Annotated in this window: 18 protein-coding genes; 8 read left to right on the forward strand and 10 right to left on the reverse strand. The window is 68.0% G+C overall.

Annotation, left to right across the window (positions count from 1 at the left end; all coding sequences use genetic code 11):
* From IPV08_RS11415 to IPV08_RS11430, 4 genes are all read right to left on the reverse strand, one after another.
* A partial coding sequence (locus tag IPV08_RS11415) for a D-alanyl-D-alanine carboxypeptidase family protein (protein ID WP_207411979.1) occupies positions 1–1,239 on the reverse strand: 1,239 nt, incomplete at its 3' end.
* Between the two features lie 165 nt (positions 1,240–1,404).
* A complete protein-coding gene (locus IPV08_RS11420) occupies positions 1,405–2,847 on the reverse strand; it encodes a septal ring lytic transglycosylase RlpA family protein (protein WP_207411980.1) in 1,443 nt (480 codons plus the stop codon).
* A gap of 395 nt (positions 2,848–3,242) precedes the next feature.
* Positions 3,243–3,548, reverse strand: a complete 306-nt coding sequence (locus tag IPV08_RS11425; protein WP_056424261.1) for a ribbon-helix-helix domain-containing protein — start codon at positions 3,546–3,548, stop codon at positions 3,243–3,245.
* Entirely contained in the window at positions 3,532–4,170 is a 639-nt protein-coding gene (locus IPV08_RS11430; protein ID WP_056424260.1) for a ParA family protein, read from the reverse strand. The genes IPV08_RS11425 and IPV08_RS11430 overlap by 17 nt, the downstream gene beginning before the upstream one ends.
* Before the next feature lie 478 nt (positions 4,171–4,648).
* On the opposite strand from IPV08_RS11430, the gene IPV08_RS11435 reads away from it, so the two are divergent.
* Positions 4,649–5,227, forward strand: a complete 579-nt coding sequence (locus tag IPV08_RS11435) for a PAS domain-containing protein (RefSeq protein WP_207411981.1) — start codon at positions 4,649–4,651, stop codon at positions 5,225–5,227.
* A gap of 34 nt (positions 5,228–5,261) precedes the next feature.
* Here IPV08_RS11435 and cobF read toward each other — a convergent pair whose 3' ends face one another.
* A complete protein-coding gene (gene cobF / locus IPV08_RS11440) occupies positions 5,262–6,020 on the reverse strand; it encodes a precorrin-6A synthase (deacetylating) (RefSeq protein ID WP_207411982.1) in 759 nt (252 codons plus the stop codon).
* Between the two features lie 42 nt (positions 6,021–6,062).
* Here cobF and IPV08_RS11445 point away from each other — a divergent pair, with 42 nt between their 5' ends.
* The 4 genes from IPV08_RS11445 (at position 6,063) to IPV08_RS11460 (ending at position 11,906) form a co-directional block, all read left to right on the forward strand.
* The gene (locus tag IPV08_RS11445) at positions 6,063–6,536 is read left to right on the forward strand and encodes a hypothetical protein (protein WP_207411983.1); all 474 of its coding nucleotides are present in this window, start codon (positions 6,063–6,065) and stop codon (positions 6,534–6,536) included.
* A gap of 87 nt (positions 6,537–6,623) precedes the next feature.
* Positions 6,624–8,312 carry an efflux RND transporter periplasmic adaptor subunit gene (locus IPV08_RS11450; protein ID WP_207411984.1) on the forward strand — a complete coding sequence of 563 codons (1,689 nt, stop codon included), beginning with the start codon at positions 6,624–6,626 and terminating at the stop codon, positions 8,310–8,312.
* 12 nt (positions 8,313–8,324) lie between these two features.
* On the forward strand, positions 8,325–11,465 hold the full coding sequence (locus IPV08_RS11455) for an efflux RND transporter permease subunit (protein WP_207411985.1): 3,141 nt from the start codon (positions 8,325–8,327) through the stop codon (positions 11,463–11,465).
* 15 nt (positions 11,466–11,480) lie between these two features.
* Positions 11,481–11,906, forward strand: a complete 426-nt coding sequence (locus tag IPV08_RS11460; protein ID WP_207411986.1) for a DUF305 domain-containing protein — start codon at positions 11,481–11,483, stop codon at positions 11,904–11,906.
* A gap of 92 nt (positions 11,907–11,998) precedes the next feature.
* On the opposite strand, the gene IPV08_RS11465 is transcribed toward IPV08_RS11460, so the two are convergent.
* The 4 genes from IPV08_RS11465 to IPV08_RS11480 all read right to left on the reverse strand — a co-directional run bounded on the left by IPV08_RS11465 (position 11,999) and on the right by IPV08_RS11480 (position 15,821).
* Complete coding sequence (locus IPV08_RS11465) at positions 11,999–13,543, reverse strand: M10 family metallopeptidase C-terminal domain-containing protein (protein ID WP_207411987.1); 1,545 nt, start codon at positions 13,541–13,543, stop codon at positions 11,999–12,001.
* A gap of 178 nt (positions 13,544–13,721) precedes the next feature.
* The gene (otnI, locus tag IPV08_RS11470) at positions 13,722–14,519 is read right to left on the reverse strand and encodes a 2-oxo-tetronate isomerase (protein ID WP_207411988.1); all 798 of its coding nucleotides are present in this window, start codon (positions 14,517–14,519) and stop codon (positions 13,722–13,724) included.
* Positions 14,520–14,559: 40 nt separating this feature from the next.
* Entirely contained in the window at positions 14,560–15,273 is a 714-nt protein-coding gene (locus IPV08_RS11475) for an anti-sigma factor (RefSeq protein ID WP_207411989.1), read from the reverse strand.
* Positions 15,270–15,821 carry a sigma-70 family RNA polymerase sigma factor gene (locus IPV08_RS11480; protein WP_207411990.1) on the reverse strand — a complete coding sequence of 184 codons (552 nt, stop codon included), beginning with the start codon at positions 15,819–15,821 and terminating at the stop codon, positions 15,270–15,272. Before IPV08_RS11480 ends, IPV08_RS11475 begins: the two co-directional genes overlap by 4 nt.
* 281 nt (positions 15,822–16,102) lie before the next feature.
* On the opposite strand from IPV08_RS11480, the gene IPV08_RS11485 reads away from it, so the two are divergent.
* From IPV08_RS11485 to IPV08_RS11495, 3 genes are all read left to right on the forward strand, one after another.
* The gene (locus IPV08_RS11485) at positions 16,103–17,077 is read left to right on the forward strand and encodes a S1C family serine protease (RefSeq protein WP_207411991.1); all 975 of its coding nucleotides are present in this window, start codon (positions 16,103–16,105) and stop codon (positions 17,075–17,077) included.
* Between the two features lie 31 nt (positions 17,078–17,108).
* On the forward strand, positions 17,109–18,539 hold the full coding sequence (gene trmFO, locus IPV08_RS11490) for a methylenetetrahydrofolate--tRNA-(uracil(54)-C(5))-methyltransferase (FADH(2)-oxidizing) TrmFO (RefSeq protein ID WP_207411992.1): 1,431 nt from the start codon (positions 17,109–17,111) through the stop codon (positions 18,537–18,539).
* 479 nt (positions 18,540–19,018) lie between these two features.
* On the forward strand, positions 19,019–19,249 hold the full coding sequence (locus tag IPV08_RS11495) for a hypothetical protein (protein ID WP_246747912.1): 231 nt from the start codon (positions 19,019–19,021) through the stop codon (positions 19,247–19,249).
* Between the two features lie 23 nt (positions 19,250–19,272).
* Here the strand turns inward: IPV08_RS11495 and IPV08_RS11500 are convergent, their stop codons facing one another.
* A complete protein-coding gene (locus IPV08_RS11500; protein ID WP_207411993.1) occupies positions 19,273–19,797 on the reverse strand; it encodes a GNAT family N-acetyltransferase in 525 nt (174 codons plus the stop codon).
* Positions 19,798–19,851: the final 54 nt, after the last annotated feature.

Genomic DNA, 19,851 nt, shown 5'->3' on the forward strand with positions numbered 1-19,851 from the left:
ATCGGTCGCGCCGGCCTTGTCACCCGCGCCGACCTTGTCGAAGGCGCGCCGGAACAGCCCGGTCCCGAACTCCCAGGCTCCGTCGAGGGCGCGCTGCGGGATCGTGCCGGCTGGCACGTCTTCTCCGGCATAGACCGGCAGGTCGAGGGCCTGGGTGTCGCCGCGGGTGACGCGCAGGCGGCCCACCTCCTTGCCTTGTTCCACCGGCGCGGTCAGGGGACCCTGATAGACGACGCGGGCGCTGATGCGGTCGCCGTTGCCACGGGGCAGGAGCACCCGAACCGGCTTCTTGGCCACCAGCGGGACGCTACCCTGCGCCCCGCCGAAGACGGAGGCATCGGCCACGGTCTCACCGCTGGCGAAGATCTGGCGCGGCTCGAAGGCGCGGAATCCCCATTCCACTAGCTTGCGCGACTCGGCGGCGCGGTCGCGCGCCGTCTTGAGGCCGCTGACCACCATGATGAGGCGCTGGCCGTTCTGGACCGCCGAGCCCGTGAGGCCGTAGCCCGATTCCTCGAGATATCCGGTCTTGAGCCCGTCGGCCCCGATATCGAGGGTCAGCAGCGGATTGCGGTTCTGCTGCTTGATCTTGTTCCAGGTGAACTCGCGCTCGGCGAAGATCTTGTAGAGATCGGGATAGGTGTCGATGAGGTGGATCGCCAGCTTGGCGAGATCGCGTGCGGTGACCTTCTGGTCGGGCGCGGAATAGCCGGTGGCGTTGCGGAAGGTGGAGCGCGTCAGGCCGATTTCCTTGGCCCGCGCGGTCATCATCCGACCGAAATTCTCCTCTGAGCCGGCGATGCCCTCGCCGATGGCGATGGCCGCGTCGTTGCCCGATTGCACGATCAGGCCGCGCAGCAGATCGGACAGCTTGATGCGGCTGTTGAGCTGGGCGAACATCGAGGAGCCGCCTCCCCCGGCACCGCCCCGGCGCCAGGCGTCCTCGGTGATCTGGAATTCGCTCTCCATGCTGAGCCGGCCCTGCCGGATCTCGTTGAAAACGATCTCCGTGGTCATCAGCTTGGCCATGCTGGCCGGCGAGAACAGCTCGTCGGCCGCTTTTTCGAACAACACGGAGCCCGAATCCGCATCGATCAGGATGGCGTGGGGAGCGGCTGTCTGGAAACTCTGGGCAAGGGCGGGAAGGGCTGCGAACCAGCCGATCGCCGACAGGCTCAAGCCTGCCAGTCCGGCCCGAAAGCCGGCGGCCAGATTCGTCCGGTTCGTCGTCGCACGCATCGTTCGCCTCATGCCCGTCGGCCCCGAGGCTTGGCTGATAAGCCCGGTCCGTTCTCGCCCTTGCGAGATGGTATAGCGGATCGCCCGCGAAATCGAACGCAACTTTGCCGATGATGTCGCGACACGGTGGACGAGACGATGCCGCCGGTCTCGGTCGTTCGACGGTCAGTTGACCTCGGCGATGCGCGAGCGGCGTGGCTGGGCCGGCTTCGCTGCGGCGGTGGCGACCGCCGGGGCGGACGACTTGCCGCGTCCGGCCTGTGCGCCGACGGGCTGCGAGCCGGCCGGAGGCACGGACAGCTTGGCGACGCTGGCCTTGGCCGTTCCCAGCGGGCTCGAGGGCGGCGCAGCCGGACGCAGGTTCGCCACCGCGGCATGGCCTGTCGCGGAGCGTGCCGGAGTCGCGGTGCTCGCCGTCTTCACCACCGGGCCGCGCGAGGGAGCAGGGGCGGCCGCCATCCTCTGCGGTGCCGCCGGGACCGGCACGTGGGCGAGTTTCGTCTTCGGAGCGGAGGATTCCAGCTTGGCCTGGAGCGTCTTCGCGTCCTTGGTCGTCGTGGCGCCGTGCTTCGATGCCTGGGCAGGGGCTTGGGCAAGGTTCTGGGCTGGGCCGGCGCTCGAAGCGAGGCGCGTCGCTGCCACGGCGTGGGGCGGCGATCCCTTCGCCTTCGGCGCGGCATGAGCCATCTGCAGGGCCGGTGCCGGGCGATCCGGCATGGTCGGCCGGAACGCATGCGACCGGGACGCGGTGGGCTGCAGGGCCGCCGGTACGGCGACGCTGGAGCCGCCTGCCACCAGGACCGGCGCGGGCCGGGCAGGACGCGGCGCGGGAGCTGCATCGTCCTCGTCAGGGGCCGGCTTGAAGGCCATGGCGGGACGCTGCGCGCGCGACAGACGCTCCGTTTCGGCATCGGGGCCGAGATCGGCCATCATCACCGGTGAAGCGCCGCCGACGCGGGCGGGCGCTCCATCGGTGCGCAAGGTCGCCATCAGCTTGCGGTCGTCGCTGCCGGCGGTGGAGGCCTTGCCCACATACTCCACCCGGACCTTGGCGGTGCCGCTGCGGTGGAATTCCAGGGCCTGGGCCACCTCCTCCGACACGTCCATGAGCCGGTTGGCATGATAAGGGCCGCGATCGTTGACGCGCACGATCATCGAATGGCGGTTGGCGAGGTTGGTGACCCGGACGTAGCTCGGCAGGGGCAGCGTCGGGTGGGCGGCTGCGATGGAGTGACGGTCGAATACCTCGCCGTTGGCGGTCATCCGGCCGTGGAACGCGCTGCCGTACCAAGAGGCCAGGCCCTCGCGGACATAGCCCTTGGCATCGTCGCGGGGCACGTAGGTGCGGCCCGCCACCACGTAGGGCTTTCCCGAGAAGCGGCGGCCGCCGCCCTTGGGGATCGTGTCGCCCTCGTTATAGAGGCGAGGACTGGCCTTCACACCGTATTTCGGATCGTAGGACGATCCGGAGGACCCGGCCGGGCCAGCGAGCTTCTGGGTGTTCTGCGCGCAATTGGCGGTGGTCAATGCCACCACGGACACGGCGAGGAGGCGCAGCAGCGGTACGCCCGCCGTTGGAGCCGATCCGGCCTTCGTCGAACGCGCCATACCGAACCGCCCAGCACTCTACGCTCTCGAAACACCATACAGGGCTCGGGGAACGGAAGAGCGATCCGGTCCGGCCGTCGAAGGCCGCCCGGAAAGAACGGGCTTCGATTGCACAGACAATTGTCGGGTTGACGTAAAGGAAAGCTGAACGCTGCGGGTCGAGGGCGGGGCCGGCCTTATCCACTCATTCATCAAGTGAAGAGCGCGCTACAAAACCCTGTCAGAGTGAAGAGAATCACGTTCTCGCGGTTGTGGACATCGTCTCGGAGTTCCGTCCGGCAGGTCAGGAGGTCGGTGCCGCCAAATGCGGATGCGTCAGTTGAGGGTATGTAAATAAGTATTTGGCAAGAAATGATTTTATCCTGTCGATGCCAGGCATCGACAGGAGCCGGGTATCAGCGGTGGCTCGTCTCGTTCAGCCGCTCGATCGGCATGGTCCCGCGCTGTTTGAACAGCAGATCGAGGGCTTCCAGCATGAGCGCATGCATCTTCGTGCGCTCGGTATGGGCGAGGTCGCGCAGCTGGTCGTAGACCGGCGGCTCCAGATAGACCGACATCTGCCTGGCACGCTCCTTCAGGGTGCCAGGCGCCTTGCGGACGGGCGTGTGGCCCGTATCGAGCTGGACGATATCGGCGCTCCTCCCTGGGGAGGCGGCTCCCGCGACGATGGAGGCGAGGCTCGGCCTAGGCGGCTTTGGCATGTTTGACGACCTGCATCCGCTTCTCGATCCACGTCCAGAGCTTGCGGACTTCGCCGGCGGCCTGGCCCTTGGGGTTGAATTCGGTGACGCCCTGACCGACGCCGATCGCGTCCTGGTGATCGGTCCGCGCGACGATGTTCACGTCCGGCAGGATGCCCAGCACGGCGAGGCCATCGGCTGCGTCGCGGATCCGGTAGGAGCGCGGTGGGGTCTGGTTCAGCACGAAGGCGAACTTCTTCTCCAGGCGGTAGATGGCGGCCAGGGTCGGCTTGAACGCGCGCAGGTCCGCCGGGGTGGGGCGGCAGGGGATGATGCAGAGATCGGCCGCGCGGATCGCCGAGAGCGTGCCGGTGGAATCGACGCCCGGCGTATCGATGAAGACGTAATCGTAGGAGGATTCACGCAGCTGGGTCATGACGGCTTCGATCTGCGTCGCGTCGATCTGTGCCACTTCCGGGCCATCCGCCGTGCGGTGGTCGAGCCAGTCGCTGATCGTCGCCTGGCGGTCCATTTCCAGGATGCAGACCGACAGGCCGCGCTCCTGCGCCGCCACCGCCAGTGAGATGCACAGGGTGCTCTTTCCACTGCCTCCCTTCTGGGTGACGAAGGTGATGGCTTTCATACGGGAGCCCTTCTCGCGGCTTGAGATGTCGCATTCCTGCCGTGCCGGGGCGAATATCGGCCCGGAGGCCGATCGAATTCCCGGCCTCGGATCGACACCGGACGCGCTCGAAGCCGTCGTCCCGTGACACCAGGATGCCCTGATCCCGGTTTTTGGCGGGTCATGGTTAATCAGTGGTTAAGATCGACGCCGGGGCTCGGAGGGTTCCGTTGGCTGAGGATCGTGGGCCACGATCGATCTCCCCGTCCCCCGGCGAACATGCACTTGGTGGCAATCTCAGGTTGCCTTTAATGCACGCATAACGTGTTAAAAGCTTTCAGTGATGCGGTTTTAGGGGTATGATGCGGTCTCAGTCGCCGTATGTCGAAGCATTTATCAACCTCAGGTAATGACCCAATGGAGGTCCGACCTGGCTTCGGGATACTCCGCGGTCACCGTTTCGCTGTCAGCGGCCCGGCCCCGGCGGCCCAGGAGATCCATGCCTGCGCGCACCAGCTTTTTCCCCGACGACTCGGATAGCCTTCGGGATGCGCTCGACGCATCGGGAATCGTTGGCGTCTGGTCCCACGACGTCTGGGCTGGCCGCATCGCCGTCTCCGGTTTGCTCGCGGAGATTCTCGGCTTCGTTCCGGAGACGGAGGTAGTGAGTTTCGACGCCTTCCTGACGGCGATCCACGATGAGGACCGGTCTCGCGTGGAGAATGCCCTACATGCCGCCACCGAGGGGGGCGGTCTGTTCGAGATCGTCTTCAGGACGGTTCGAGGCGAGCGCCGGCTCGGCCTGCGCGGACGGGTTGAGCGGGACGGGTCTGGCGAGTGCGCGAGGGGGCTCGGCATCGTCATCGATCACACCGAGGATGGCGCCCTCCCTCATCAGCCCGACATGCAGGCCCAGGCGGCGGCTAACCGCATGGCGGAACACGCCATCGCCCTGCAAGACCTCGCGACCGGCCTCCACCAGCCGAAGCTGACGGCACTCCTCGATGCCCTGATGCGAGAAATCGGCTTCACGCTGGCCGGTCACATCGAGAGGGGCGAGCGACGCCGCGATCATTGAGGGTGAGGTTGGCGTCGAGAGACGTGATCCTGGCCTAATCGGCCGGCTTCCGTAGCAGGTAGATGTCCATGATCCAGCCGTGGCGTGCCCTCGCCTCCGCCCGGATGCGCCGGATCTCGGCGGCGACGTCGCCGAGGCGACCCGAGAGGGTGATCTCGTCGTCGCTCCCGAGATAGGCGCCCCAATAGATCGCCAGCTCCGGGTCGAGATGGGCGAAGGTTGGGTCGCCGTCGAGCATCACCACGGTGGTGTCGGCCTCCTCGGAGAGGCCGCCAGCGATCTGGCGTCCCGTGGTGAGCTGCACCGGCGCGCCGATGCGGTTGAGGGCGATGCGGTGACTGGCCGCCAGGGCCTGGACGCTGGTGATGCCGGGGATCACTCGGTACTCGAAGGCGAGGCGGCCTCGCGCGACGATCCGGTCGATGATCCGCAGGGTGCTGTCGTAGAGCGACGGGTCACCCCAGACCAGGAAGGCCCCGGTCTCGTCTTCTTGCAGTTCCCGCTCGATCATCGCTTCGTACAGGGCGGCGCGGGCACTGTGCCAATCCTCCACGGCCACGCCGTAATCGGCAGGGTTGCGGTCGCGCTCCGGATCCTGGGCCTCGACGATGCGGTAGGGCCGCTCCTCGATGTAGCGCTCGCAGATCTCACGGCGCAGGGCGACGAGGTCGGCCTTCTCGCCCCCCTTGTCGAGGACGAAGACCACATCCACCGTGTTCAAGGCCCGGATCGCCTGGATCGTGACGTGCTCCGGATTGCCGGTGCCGATGCCGATCACGAGGATCTGTCTCACGCGTCTAGCCTTCCGAGTTGCGATCGGCCCTGTCGCGGGCGCATGCCCTATGCTACGCTCTGCGCCGACATGAAACCCATCCGGCGCAATCTGGACCGGAGCCTCGCGCTCTGGCTGATGACGGTGATCCTCGCGATCGCCGGCTTCGCCATGTCGTCGCCCGCGAGCGCCCATACCGGGCATGGGCACGGAACCGGGGCCCAGGTCGAGCGGGTCCAGGTCGAGCGCGTTCAGGTTCAGAACGCCCGCGAGACGAAAGCGGTCCAGGGGATCACGTCCGATAGCGGCATGCGTGCCGTAGTCTCGGTCCTGCGGGCCGAGCCTCATCTTGGCTGTGCCGGTCCCTGCTGCGCCGGCGGCTGTGGCGCTCCCTGTTGCGCCCTCGGCCTCGCTCCCACCGAGGGCGACGTCGCATCCTCCGCCGGACTGACCGGACCCGTTCCCGTGGGTGCCGCCTCCGCACGGACGGATGCCGCCCCGGATTCCCCGTCCGAACCCCCGAGATCCTTCGCCTGACGTAACGACGGCGTTCCCGCGCGGCTGCCTTCCGGCCTCGCGTGGATCGCCGTCTCCTGCTTCAACGGCGCCAAGGTTTCTCGCATCATGTCCATCGTTTTTCCGGCTGCCCTGCGCCGTGTCGCAGCGTGCGCCATCGCCTGGGCGGCCCTGACCGGCGCGGTCCTGTCCCATGAGGGCCATTCCCACGGAGACGAGGCCCCTGCCCTGCCCGTCGCGGCGGCAGCACCGCGAGCCGAGGCGAAGTCGGAGCGCTACGAACTCGTCGCCACCGTGCAGGGGCACGATCTCGTCTTCTATCTCGACGCGTTCGAGACCAACGCACCGGTCATCGACGCCACCCTCGCCCTCTCGACGCCGGACGGGCGCAGGAAGGCCGAGCTCCAGGCCGACGGCACCTACCGGCTCCCGGCGCCCTGGCTCGAGGAATCCGAGCACCACGACCTCCTCGTCGCGGTGACGGCGGAGGGCAGCACCGACATCCTCTCCCTGGATCTCGACCTGCCCGCCCCCAAAGCCGCGGCTGCGGCGTCCGAGACGGCGACCGCCGCCTCCCTGGTCGAGCGCCTGACGCACCAGCCGCCCTCCGTCACCGCCGCCGGGGGCTTTCTCCTCGGCCTCGGCGCCGTCGTCCTGATCCGCCGTCGGCGCACGATTCCCATCGTCGTCGTCCTGGCGGTCACGGCGACGATCGTGCTGGGCAGCGCCGCCCTCGCCCATGAAGGCCACGATGCCGCGCCGGCCGAGGGGGGGATGATGGCGAGCCCGCCCTCCGGCGGCGCCGACCGGGCCAAGCGCTTAGGCGACGGGTCGATCTTCGTACCCAAATCCCTGCAGCGGCTCCTCGTCCTGCGCACCGCCCTGACGGCGACGGAGAACGTGGCCCGCACCGTGGCCCTGCCCGGCCGGGTCATCGCCGATCCCAATGCCAGCGGCGTGGTGCAATCCTCCGTGGGCGGCCGCCTAGCCCCTCCGGCAAGCGGATTTCCTCGCCTCGGAACCCGTGTGACGCGCGGCGAGGTGCTCGCCACCGTCACTCCGCCCGTCCAGGCGGTGGACGTCTCCGACATGCGCCAGCGCCAGGGCGAACTCGACCAGCAGATCGCGATCCTCGACCGGCGCGTGGTCCGGTTCGAGCGTCTGGCGGGGACCGGCGCCGTGGCGCAGACCCAGCTCGACGATGCCCGATCCGAGCGCGACGGGCTGAAGGACCGCCGCGCCGCCCTCGATGCGGTCCGTGGCTCGCCCGAGGCACTGGTCGCACCCGTGGACGGAGTCATCGCCGAGGCCAGCGCCACTGCAGGCGCCATGGCGGCTCCCGGCACCGTCGTCTTCCGCATCCTCGATCCGAAGAAGCTTTGGATCGAGGCGCTGAGCTTCGAGGCCCTGTCCCCTGAGGGTGCGGCGACGGCCCGGCTCGGGGACGGGCGCAGCATGGCGCTGGCCTATCGCGGCGCCGGCCTCGCCGATCGCAATCAGGCCGTTCCCGTGCAATTCGCGGTGGAAGACGACACGACCGGTCTTCGTCTCGGCCAGTTCGTCACCGTCCACGCCCCCCTGACGGGGGAGCGGACCGGCCTCGCCGTCCCACGGTCCGGCATCCTCCGCGCCGAGGGCGGGAGCGTCGTCTACGAGCATGTCGGCGCCGAGCGCTTCGTGGCGCGCACCGTCCGCACCGATTCCCTCGATGCCGACCGCACCCTCATCGCCGACGGTCTGGAGCCGGGACGGCGCGTCGTCGTCCAGGGCGCCGAACTCCTCGACCAGATCCGCTGAGGAGACAGCCCCATGTTCGGCCTCATCGTCGCGCAATCCCTGCGCAACCGCCTGCTCGTGCTGGCCCTCGCCTTCGCCCTGGTCCTGACCGGCGCGCTCTCCCTCGCGCGCCTGCCCGTCGACGTACTCCCCGACCTCAACCGGCCCACGGTCACGATCCTGACCGAAGCCGAGGGGCTCGCGCCCACGGAAGTCGAGCAGCGGGTGACCTACCCGATCGAGACCCGCATGAATGGCCTGCCCGGTGTCAGCCGGGTGCGCTCGGTCTCCGGCATCGGCCTGTCCATCGTCACGGTGGAGTTCGAGTGGGACACCGACCTGTTCCGGGACCGGCAGTTCGTCAATGAAAGGCTGGCGCTCGCGCGCTCGGAGCTGCCGCCGAACGTGATTCCGCAGATGGGGCCGGTCTCCTCGATCATGGGCGGCATCCTGCTGGTCGCCGTCACCTCGAAGACCGCGACCCCGATGCAGGTGCGCGAGACCGCCGACTTCACCTTGCGCCCGCGCCTGCTCTCGATCCCGGGCGTGGCGCAGGTCATCCCCATCGGCGGCGAGGTGCGCCAGTTCCGGGTCGCCCCCAATCCCGCCGCCATGCGGGCGCTGGGCGTCACCGACGAGGCCCTCACCCGAGCCCTGCAGAATTACGGCGGCAATGCCGGTGGCGGCTATTCCGAGGCCGGCGGCCGCGAGGTCCTGATCCGCGCGCTCGGCCGCACCACCGATCTCGACGACCTTCGCAATCTCGTCGTCACGACGCCGGGCGGTCCGGTCTACCTGCGGCAGGTCGCCGAGATCGCCTTCGGAGCGCGGCCCAAGCGCGGCGACGGCGGCTTCATGGGCAATCCCGCCGTGGTGGTCTCCATCGAGAAGCAGCCGGGGATCGACACCGTGCGCCTGACCCGCGAGGTCGAGGCGGCGCTCAAGGAGATCGGCCCCTCCCTGCCGCACGGAATCGAGGCCGGCAACGTCCTGTTCCGGCAGGCGGACTTCATCGAGACATCGCTTCGTAACGTGATCACGGTGCTGATCGAAGCCGTGGCCGTTGTGGCCGTGGTGCTGTTCGCCTTCCTGATGAACGTGCGGACCACGCTGATCTCGCTCGCCGCCATTCCCGTCTCGATCCTCGCCACCGCCACGGTGTTCTCTCTGCTGGGCCTCTCCATCAACACGATGACGCTCGGCGGCCTCGCCATCGCCATCGGAGAGCTGGTGGACGACGCCGTCGTCGATGTGGAGAACATCCTGCGGCGCCTGCGCGACAACCGGGCGGAGGGTTCGCCTCGCAGCACCTTCTCGGTGATCGTGGATGCCTCGAACGAGGTGCGCTCCGGTATCGTCTACGCCACGATCATCATCTGTCTCGTCTTCGTGCCGCTCTTCGCCCTGTCGGGGATCGAAGGCCGGCTCTTCGCGCCGCTCGGCCAAGCCTACATCATCGCCATCCTGTCGAGCCTCGTGGTCTCGCTGACCCTGACGCCCGTCCTCTCCTCCTGGCTGCTCCCTGGCCTGAAGAGCCTCGACCATCCCGAGAACCGGCTGATCCGCGGCCTCAAGCGGGCCAATGGGCGACTGGTGGAAACGGCCTTCGCCCATCAACGCCTTGCCATGGTCTACGCGGTCCTGGCGGTGATCGCCGCCGGCTACGGCGCGGGCCGGTTGCCCCGCGCCTTCCTGCCGACCTTCAACGAAGGCTCGTTCACGGTCACCACCACCTTCACCCCCGGCATCTCGCTCGCCGAATCCGCTCGCGTCGGCGCCATCGCCGAGCGCCTGCTGATGGAGATCCCCGAGGTCGACAAGGTCGGGCGTCGGACGGGCCGCGCCGAGCTCGACGAGCATGCCGAAGGGGTCCATTCCACCGATCTGGAGATCCGCCTGGAGCCCGGCGGACGCGAGCGCGACGCCATCACCGCCGAGATCCGGGGGCGGCTTTCCGTTCTTCCTGTCACGGTGAATGTCGGCCAGCCGATCTCGCACCGGCTCGACCACATGCTCTCCGGCGTTCGGGCCGAGATCGCCCTCAAGCTGTTCGGCGAGGATCTCGACGCGTTGCGACGCACCGCCGAATCCCTGCGCGAGACCTTGTCCGGCATTCCGGGTGTCGCCGACCTCCAGGTCGAGCGGCAGGTACGCGTTCCCCAGATCGAGGTGCGGGTCGATCCGGCGAAGGCCGCCCTCTACGGCGTCTCCCCCGCGACGGTGGTGGATACGGTGGGGCAGCTCGCCAACGGACGCGTTGTCTCCACCCTGGTCGAGGGCCTGCGCCGCTTCGATGTGGTGCTGCGTCTGCCCGAAAGCGGCCGCTCCATGGCCGCCTTGCGCGACCTCCTCATCGAGACGCCGTCGGGCTGGGTGCCGGCCCACGCGCTGGCTGACATCGCCGAGCGCGACGGTCCCAACCAGATTCAGCGCGAGAACGGCCGCCGTCGCATCGTGGTCCAGGCCAACACCGTGCCGGGCTCGGACGGCTCGAAGGTCGCCGCCGACATCGCGCAGGCCCTGGCCCGGACGACGCTGCCGGAGGGGATCAGCGCGCGCCTCGAAGGCGCGTTCGAGGCGCAAGGGGAGGCGACCCGCCGCATCGGCCTCCTCGGCCTCGTCTCCTTCGCCCTGGTCTTCGCCCTGCTGGCGAGCCGTTACCGCTCCGGCGTGCTGGCTCTCATCGTCATGGGCAACGTGCCGCTCGCCCTCATCGGCAGCGTCGTCGCCCTCACTATCGCCGGGCTGCCGCTTTCGGTGGCCTCGATGATCGGCTTCGTGACGCTCACCGGCATCGTCGCCCGCAACGGCATCCTGAAGATCAGCCACGTGCTGAATCTCGGGCTGAACGAGGGGCTGCCCTTCGGCCCGGCCCTGGTGCTGCGGGCGAGCAACGAGCGCCTCGTGCCGGTGCTGATGACGGCGCTCGCCGCAGGGATCGCCCTGGTGCCGCTGCTGGTCGACGGCACCGCGCCGGGCAAGGAGATCCTGCACCCCGTGGCCGTGACGATCTTCGGTGGCCTCATCAGCGCGACGCTCCTCGACGCCGTGCTGACGCCGGTCCTGATGCTGCGCTTCGGCGGCCCCGCCTTCGCCCGACTGCGCGAAGCGCCCGGCGATGAAGCCCCCTTCCCGGTGGCGGGGACCATGCCCTCCCCGCCTGCAACCTTCTGACGACAGGGAACTCCGATGACGAAGACAGCCCTCCCCGCGATCCTGGCCGCGATCCTGGCTCTGCCCCTCGCCTCCCCGGTTCTCGCGGCCGAAGAGCACCGCCACGAGGACGGCACTACCCATTCGCACAGCCATGACCACGGGTCGAAGCCCGCCGCGAAGGGCAAGGCCGCCGACACCCCGGCGACTCGCGCCTTCAAAGAGGCGAGCATGCGCATGCACGGCGACATGGAGATCCGCTATTCCGGCGACGTCGACCGCGACTTCGCCGCCGGCATGATCCCGCATCACAAGGGCGCATTGGCCATGGCCAAGGTCGCCCTCCAATACTCGAAGGATCCGGAAGTCCGGTCCCTGGCCGAAGCCATCGTCAAGACTCAGGAGACTGAGATCGCGCAGATGGAGGCGATCCTGAAGCGGACCGATCCCGCCAGGAAGTGAGGCTTCCGCATCGCCCTTGGACACTATCGCTCAGGGGCGGCACCGCTTGCCCTCTCGACGCCGGACCGGTCGCCTTGTCGACGGTGGGAAACCTAGACGACGAGGATATCCTCGAAGGTCAGGAGCACTTTCGTATCGATGACGGCGAAGGTGCGGGCGGTGCCGGCTCCGCTCCCGTCGGCATCGTAGGAGAGGGTGCCGGTCGTGGCGTCGTAGAGAACGCGGTCATCCGCATCGGCCGGTCCCGACGAGAGGTCCTTGAAAGCTTTCTCCGCGAGGGGGCCGGCGCGAAGGGCCGCGAAGACCTTGCTCGAGAGCGCGACGACATCCTCGGCGACGGAGAAATCGCGGATGTGATCGGTGTTGCCGGTTCCGGGCCGCGTGCGAAACAGGAAGGTATCCGCCCCCTCCCCGCCGGTGAAAACGTCGTTTCCGGCTCCGCCCGTCAGCATGTTGCCGGCGCCGTTGCCGGTGATCGTATTGGCGACGGCGTTGCCGATGCCATCGATCGCCTTCGAGCCGATGAGCCTCAGAGTTTCGAGATTCGTGCCGAGGCGGTGGCTGGCCGAACTCAGCACCTGATCCGTACCGCTCCTGGCCGCCTCCTCGATCGTGTCGCGGCCGTCCGTGACATAGGTGTCGTTTCCGAGCCCACCGCTCATGCGGTCGGCCCCCCGTCCGCCGTCGAGTCGGTTGGCGCCGTCATTGCCGATGAGGATGTCGTCGCCCGCCCCGCCCTTCGCCTTCTCGATGGAGACGCCGTTGGCGATGGTCACGCCGCCGATCAGGGTTTCCGACGTCGAGAGCCAGCCGCCCCCGCCGATCTCGGCTTTCAGGGTCGCCGCGCGCAGGTCGATCTTGGCCGCGCTCGACCCCTCATAGACGATCGTATCGGAGCCGCCCGTATCCCAGATCGTGGTGTAACCGCGATTGGCATCGACATCGTCGCTGAAGCGATAGACGTCGTTGCCGGCGTTGTGGGCGCGGGCTCCGTAGAGATGCTGCAGGGCTGCGATGTCGATGGCCCCGAAGGAGCCCGGCTGGGCATTGAGCGCGGTGTTCTCGTCGCGCTCGGGCGTGAACGGGTTGTCCTCGCCCCAGAACGGGAAGGTGTAGCCCATCACCGTATAGATCTGGGAGTTGAGGTTGCCGGTGCCGAAATCGCCCGGCTCGACGACACCCGGCAACTTGCCGTTCTCCCCGTCATGGGGGTGGCCGAGGCCAAGGCTGTGGCCGATCTCGTGGATCCAGGTTTCGGAATAGGTGCCGAGGCGGACCACGTCGGCGGCCCCTTTCACGCTCGTCGGGTCGATGCCTACCGCGGTTTCCAGCGAGGTGACGCCCGGGGCGGGCGTGCCGGATTCGCCGCCTCCGCCGACATCGAGCCGCTGGATCAATTGGGCCCGCGCCACGCTGCCTTCGACGAAATCGACATTCGCGACGCTGCTGACGGTGTCGTAGATCTCCCTGTAGAACGCCTTCCAGTCGCCCTCGGAGAAATCGTCGATCCCGTTCGCATCGATGTCCTGCGCCTTGAACCCGTAGGTCAGGGTCACGGCGTTCCAGGCGCCGCCGAGGATGAGGCTGTCCACGACGGCATTCCCCGTCAGGGCAACGGGTTTGAAGAGGTCGGCCATCGATTGATCTGCCCCTGGGGAAAAGCTTCTCGAAGCTTGGCCGTTCGAGCCGGCCGGGGCAGTCCCTAACCACGATGCCGCGTCATAAACAATTGATGGTCCTACTCCTCCGTGGTCAACCATGCCAGGTGGAAGCGGTATGCTTTATCGGCTCCGAGGGGGAACCGACCTGACGGCGCTAAATCCGAGCTCGTCCGCCCGCATAGGTGCTCAGCCAGCCGAGCCCATCTTCGGTTCGGCCACGCGGATTGTACTCGCACCCGACCGAGCCCGAATATCCGAGCCTGTCGAGTTCGGTGAAGACGAAGGCGTCGTTCACCTCCCCCGTACCGGGCTCGTGGCGCGCCGGTACGCTCGCGACCTGGACATGGCCAATCAGCGGCAGGAGGCGGGCCAGCCGCATTGTCACGTCTCCGTGCAGGATCTGACAATGAAAGATGTCGAACTGGAGCTTGAGGTTGGTGAGACCCTCCGCGCGCAATGCCGCGACGAGTTCGGCGGCGGCATCGACATCGTCGAGAAAATAGCCCGGCATGGAGCGACCGTTGATGGGCTCGATCAGGAGGTCGATGCCATGCCGGGCAAGGCGTTCGGCTGCATATCGCACGGACCGGCGATACGCTTCCATGGCGTGGTCATCCTGCCGGTTGGCCATGCCCGCCATCAGGTGCAGGCGAGGGCAGCCCGCGGCGAGCGCGTAGGCGAGCGCTGTCTCGACCCCGGCCTGCATCTCGTCGAACCGTTCCGGCAAGGCGGCGAGCCCTCGGTCGCCGGTTGCCCAATCCCCCGGCGGCATGTTGAACAGTACGAGGTCCAGGCCATTCGCGGCGAGGCGCCCGGCGATGTCGTCCGGCGAATGCTCGTAGGGGAATAGGAATTCCACCGCCGTGAACCCGGCACGGGACGCGGCCTCGAACCGGTCGAGGAAGGCATGCTCGGTGAAGAGCAGCGTCAGGTTCGCGGCAAAGCGCGGCATGGGAGGGCTCCATCGTGGCGGGCCCCAATCCGGGCCGCCCTCAATCGCGGATGAGCTTGCCAGTATAGACGACGGGGCCGGTAGGCAGGCCGGTGGCAGAACCGTTCGGCGGCTCCACCGAGACGGCGAAGACACCCTCGCCGCGCCGCGCGGCATCGGACCCGGCGGGCAGGGCCACGCGTGCCGCGTCCTTGCCGATCAGCCCGAGGGATTTCGGCGTCTTGTCGGCTCCGACATACCACAATTCGAGGCTGCTTCCCGCCGGCGCCTCGGCGCCGACCGGGCGCACTCGTGCGGTTCCCGCCACCGTATCGATGCTGACGATGAGGGCCGGAGCCTCGCCGCCGCTGGAGACCACGGCGACGTAGCGTGTCTCGCCCTCCCCACCGGGGCGGGGGCCGACGGCGATGAACAGGGCGAGCCCGGCAGCCAGCACCCCTGCGCCCGCCGCTGCGGCCCGCCACAGGCCGAGCTTGCGCGATAGGGCGGCCACGCGGTTGTCGTTCGCCGCCGGAGACGGGGAGGCCCGGTTGGGCAGCGCGCGCAGGATCGCCGGCCATACGCCCTCGCCCGGTTCGATCTCGGGAATGACGGCGGCGAGAGGGGCCAGGCGACGCTCCCACTCCCGCACGGCGGCGCGAGCGGCGGGGTCGACGGCGAGCTCCAGGTCCATGGCGGCGCGCTCGGTGGCGTCGAGCGTACCGATGACGTATTCGGCGGCGCGAAGATCGCGCTCGGTGGGGTCTTCGGTCATGCCGGCCCCTCCAGGCAGCCCCGCAGGGCCGCTAGCCCGCGATGCAGCCACGTCTTGATGGTGTTGACGGGACGCGCGAACCGTTCTGCCAGTTCTTCCCGGGAATGCCCCTCGCAATAGGCGAGGACGATGCAGTCGCGCTGCGTCGCCTCCAGGCGGGACAGGCAGGCGCGCAGGGCATCGCGCCCGAGAATCGCCTCCTCGCTGTCGTGGGGATCGGCGAGCCGTTCCACCCAATCCTCCCCGTCCTCGGTCACCGGCCCCTGGACCTCTCCCTTGCGGCGGACCCCGTCGATCGCCCGGTTACGGGCGATGGCGCAGAGCCAGGGCAAGGGGCGACCCGCCTCCGGAGAGAACGAGCCGGCACTTTGCCATATCCGCAGGAAGACATCCTGGAGCACGTCTTCCGCCATGCCGCGATCTCGCTGGATACGGAGCACGATGCCGAAAAGTTTCGGGGCGGTCAGATCGTAGAGCGCGCGCAAAGCCTGCTCGTTGCCGGATGCGACCGCCGAGATCAGGCGCGCCAGTGCCGCATCGTCACGCAAGGGTCAGGCGTCCTCTCGACAAGACAAGACTCGACAGGACATGGCGCAGCCGTTCCATCTGGCGTGAACGTTAACCCAAGTCTTAATCGAGCGCACGGGCCTAGGCTACTGTGTTGCGGGCGATCGATGTGGATCGGCGCACCTCTGTCACGCGCCCGACCTGCGCAGGGTGTTCGACGGCGAGCCGGCGACCTATCTCCCGGATGGAACCGATGACCCCCACGCTCTGCGGATCCGCCAGAGCTCATGGGTCCGAGGCGCAGGACAGGGATACGGGATTGATGACGTCGCACGGAGACTGGAAGATTCCCTCCGCCGTGCAGCCCAAGGCCGGCGATTACGCGTACGATCTCGACAGGGCCCTTTCGGCCATGGTGTCGCTCTCCACGCGCATCCCGCCCGAGGCGTTCACGGCGGAAACCCTGGGGACGGAACGCGCCGGGAACGGCGTGGTGATCCGCGAGGACGGCCTCGTCCTCACCATCGGCTACCTCGTCACCGAGGCGGAGAGCGTCTGGATGACCACCCATGACGGGCGCTCGGTCCCGGGCCACGTGGTCGGCTTCGATGCCGTGACCGGGTTCGGCCTCGTCCAGGCATTGGGCGATCTGCGGCTGCCGCCGCTTCCCATCGGGCGCTCGGAGAGCCTGAAGATCGGAGACAAGGCCGTGGTGGCCGGGGCTGGGGGACGCACGCGCAGCGTCGCCGCCAAGCTGATCGCCCGGCAGGAATTCGCCGGCTACTGGGAGTACGTCCTCGACGAGGCCCTGTTCACCGCGCCGTCTCACCCGCATTGGGGCGGTACGGCTTTGATCGGCCCGGCGGGCGACCTCCTCGGCATCGGCTCCCTGCAGCTCCAGCAGGGCGGGACCGAGGGTCCGAAGGCGATCAACCTCGTCGTTCCCATCGACCTTCTGCCACCGATCCTCGAGGACCTGACCACACGCGGGCGGGCGGACCGGCCGACCCGGCCCTGGCTCGGCCTCTATGCCAGCGACAATGACGGCGCGGTGGTGGTGATGGGCCTGGCCGATGACGGGCCCGCCGAGAGCGCGGACCTGCGCGTGGGCGACGTGCTCGCCGCTGTCGCGGGCGAGCCGGTGGAGGATCTCGCCGGGTTCTTCCGCCAGATCTGGGCGCTGGGCGAGGCCGGGGTGCGGGTCCCTCTCACGATCGAGCGGGAGGGACGCCCGATCAAGCTGACCGTGACGTCGAGCGACCGCGAACGCTTCCTCGTCTCGCCGCAGCTGCATTGATCGGGGCGGGTCACGGGTCTATCCCGTGACCATGACGGACCGAGCAGACACTTCCCCCATCCATATCGTCGGCGGCGGCCTCGCCGGGTCGGAGGCCGCCTGGCAGATCGCCGAGAGCGGTCATCCTGTTGTTCTCCACGAGATGCGGCCTGTGCGCGGCACGGAGGCGCATAAGAGCCGGGATCTCGCCGAGCTCGTCTGCTCGAATTCGTTCCGCTCGGACGATGCCAACGGCAACGCCGTCGGCCTGTTGCACCAGGAAATGCGGACGCTCGGGTCGCTGATCCTGCGCGCGGCCGATGCCAATCAGGTCCCGGCCGGGGGGGCGCTGGCCGTGGACCGCGACGGGTTCGCCGCTGCCGTCACCGCCGCCCTGGAGGCACATCCCCTCGTCACGATCGAACGCGAGGAGATCGAGGGCCTGCCGCCGGAGGAATGGGGCCGGACCATCATCGCCACCGGCCCCCTCACTTCGCCAGCCCTGGCGCAGGCCATCCGCGCGCTCACCGGCGCCGAGGCCCTCGCCTTTTTCGATGCCATCGCGCCCATCGTCCACCGCGACTCCATCGACATGGACAAGGCGTGGTTCCAGTCGCGTTACGACAAGGTCGGCCCCGGCGGCACGGGGGCGGATTACATCAACTGCCCGATGAATCGCGAACAGTACGACGCCTTCATCCAGGCATTGATCGAGGGCGACAAGATCGGTTTCAAGGAATGGGAGGCGACCACCCCCTATTTCGATGGCTGCCTGCCGATCGAGGTCATGGCCGAGCGCGGCCCCGAGACGCTGCGTCACGGCCCGATGAAGCCCGTCGGCCTCACCAACCCGCACGACCCCACCGTGAAGGCCTGCGCCATCGTCCAGCTGCGTCAGGACAACGCGTTGGGCACGCTCTACAACATGGTCGGCTTCCAGACGAAGCTGACCTATTCCGAACAGGTCCGGGTGTTCCGCACGATTCCCGGCCTTGAGAACGCGGAATTCGCGCGTCTCGGTGGGCTGCACCGCAACACCTATCTCGACTCGCCCCGTCTCCTCGACGCGACGCTCCGCCTGAAGGCACGCCCGAGCTTGCGCTTCGCCGGCCAGATCACCGGTTGCGAGGGGTATGTCGAGAGCGCCGCCATCGGCCTCATGGCCGGGCGCTTCGCCGTGGCCGAGGCCCGCGGTGACACGCTGGAGCCGCTGCCTGCCACGACGGCGCTGGGTGCCCTCATCGGCCATATCACCGGCGGCCACATCGCGGCCGAGGATGCCGGCGCGCCGCGCTCGTTCCAGCCGATGAACGTCAATTTCGGCCTGTTTCCGCCGCTCGCCCATTCTCCGAAAGGAGAAGGCGGCAAGCGTCTCAAGGGGCCTGAAAAGGCGGTGGCGAAGAAGCGCGCCTATACCGACCGGGCGCGGGCCGATCTGGCTGCCTGGATGGGACATGACACCGGGCAGATCGCAGCGGAATAGGCCATGATCCGGGGCTCGGGATGTTTCCTAGGCAAACTTGCAGGGCCTTTGTGGTAAGCGATTCGTTTCGACGACCGACAAATTCATTCTTATCCAAGCTGCCAAATCCAGGCATATTGCGAGAATACACTTAGGGGAACGGGATCGATTTAAGGATCCATCCATAATGACGAAGAACCAAAAATTAGTCTGAGGGGAGCTATCGATACCTAATCGATCCCTCCTTTCGTTCCGGTGTCATGTCTTTCGAATCCTCGCCTCACCTTGCCACGCATCCAGCACTGGTCGCCCAGGCGGAGTTTGGCCGGATTCCCGGCACCGTGTCTCGTTCGGGATCGTTCGGTCGGAGTGCGCTCCTGATCGCCGCCTGTGCGATCGGCCTTGCCGGATGCGTGTCTGCGGAGGAGCAGCGGAAGCTCGATCTCGGTCAGTGCTCCGGTTACGGGTTCGCCCCTGATTCCGAAGGATTCGCGACCTGCATGATGAACATCGACCGGGACCGCCAGCGCATGCGGGCCGAGCGGAATCTCCAGATTCAGGCCGATCTCGCCGCGCAGAACCGCGAGCGCGAAGCCCGCGCGGATCTTTACAAGGCTCTCAGCCAGCAGCGCGTCGGCGACAAAACCTTATCGGTCTGCAATGCCGCTTCCGGCGGCGGCTTCGATGCCCGGACGGGGTACTGGTACGGTAAGGATTGTCGGAGCCGCTGAGGCTCGTAGGCCGTCCGACCCGTTCAGACCGGATCCAGCGAGAAGATCCGTCGGCCCGGCCGATGCCCCTCGTCGCCGGTATCGCGAAAGCCGGTCTTGAGCAGCAGCCCGCGAGAGGCTGCGTTCTCAGGCCGGCATTCGGCGACGATGAAGCGGTGGGGAAAGCGCTTGCGCAGAATCGCGACGACGCCGGCGACTGCTTCGCTGCCGTAGCCTCGGCCGCGGGCGGCGCCGCCGACCCAATATCCGATTTCGACCGCGTGTTCTCCGCGCAGATGGACGCCGATCACCGCCACGAGAGCGCCATCGGCCTTGGCCCCGAGAAAGCAATCCTTCACCGGCTTGCCGCTGCCGATGAGGCGGCGGGCGTGGTCGAGAGTGAAGGGAGTTGGGAGGAAATCCACCACTCGGGTGATGGCCGGGTCGTCGGTCAGCGCGCGGACCGCTTCTGCATCCGCCTGGACCAGCGGTGCGATCCGCAGGCGCTCCGTCGCCTGCGCGGGCAGGTTCGACAGGGAGTAGCGCGAGGCGAGCGTGCGAAAGAACATGGATTCGACGTGGGGCCACGACTCGCAGAGAGCAAGACGCGACGATGCCGGAGA

The sequence above is a fragment of the Methylobacterium sp. SD274 genome (assembly GCF_017355285.1).
Lineage (GTDB): Bacteria > Pseudomonadota > Alphaproteobacteria > Rhizobiales > Beijerinckiaceae > Methylobacterium.

Bases quoted from the DNA above. Each gene is read 5' to 3' on its own strand.
- IPV08_RS11420 (WP_207411980.1), bottom strand. From the start codon at position 2,847: ATGGCGCGTTCGACGAAGGCCGGATCGGCTCCAACGGCGGGCGTACCG.
- IPV08_RS11425 (WP_056424261.1), bottom strand. From the start codon at position 3,548: ATGCCAAAGCCGCCTAGGCCGAGCCTCGCCTCCATCGTCGCGGGAGCC.
- IPV08_RS11430 (WP_056424260.1), bottom strand. From the start codon at position 4,170: ATGAAAGCCATCACCTTCGTCACCCAGAAGGGAGGCAGTGGAAAGAGC.
- IPV08_RS11435 (WP_207411981.1), top strand. From the start codon at position 4,649: ATGCCTGCGCGCACCAGCTTTTTCCCCGACGACTCGGATAGCCTTCGG.
- IPV08_RS11445 (WP_207411983.1), top strand. From the start codon at position 6,063: ATGCCCTATGCTACGCTCTGCGCCGACATGAAACCCATCCGGCGCAAT.
- IPV08_RS11450 (WP_207411984.1), top strand. From the start codon at position 6,624: ATGTCCATCGTTTTTCCGGCTGCCCTGCGCCGTGTCGCAGCGTGCGCC.
- IPV08_RS11455 (WP_207411985.1), top strand. From the start codon at position 8,325: ATGTTCGGCCTCATCGTCGCGCAATCCCTGCGCAACCGCCTGCTCGTG.
- IPV08_RS11460 (WP_207411986.1), top strand. From the start codon at position 11,481: ATGACGAAGACAGCCCTCCCCGCGATCCTGGCCGCGATCCTGGCTCTG.
- IPV08_RS11465 (WP_207411987.1), bottom strand. From the start codon at position 13,543: ATGGCCGACCTCTTCAAACCCGTTGCCCTGACGGGGAATGCCGTCGTG.
- otnI (WP_207411988.1), bottom strand. From the start codon at position 14,519: ATGCCGCGCTTTGCCGCGAACCTGACGCTGCTCTTCACCGAGCATGCC.
- IPV08_RS11475 (WP_207411989.1), bottom strand. From the start codon at position 15,273: ATGACCGAAGACCCCACCGAGCGCGATCTTCGCGCCGCCGAATACGTC.
- IPV08_RS11485 (WP_207411991.1), top strand. From the start codon at position 16,103: ATGACGTCGCACGGAGACTGGAAGATTCCCTCCGCCGTGCAGCCCAAG.
- trmFO (WP_207411992.1), top strand. From the start codon at position 17,109: ATGACGGACCGAGCAGACACTTCCCCCATCCATATCGTCGGCGGCGGC.
- IPV08_RS11495 (WP_246747912.1), top strand. From the start codon at position 19,019: ATGATGAACATCGACCGGGACCGCCAGCGCATGCGGGCCGAGCGGAAT.
- IPV08_RS11500 (WP_207411993.1), bottom strand. From the start codon at position 19,797: ATGTTCTTTCGCACGCTCGCCTCGCGCTACTCCCTGTCGAACCTGCCC.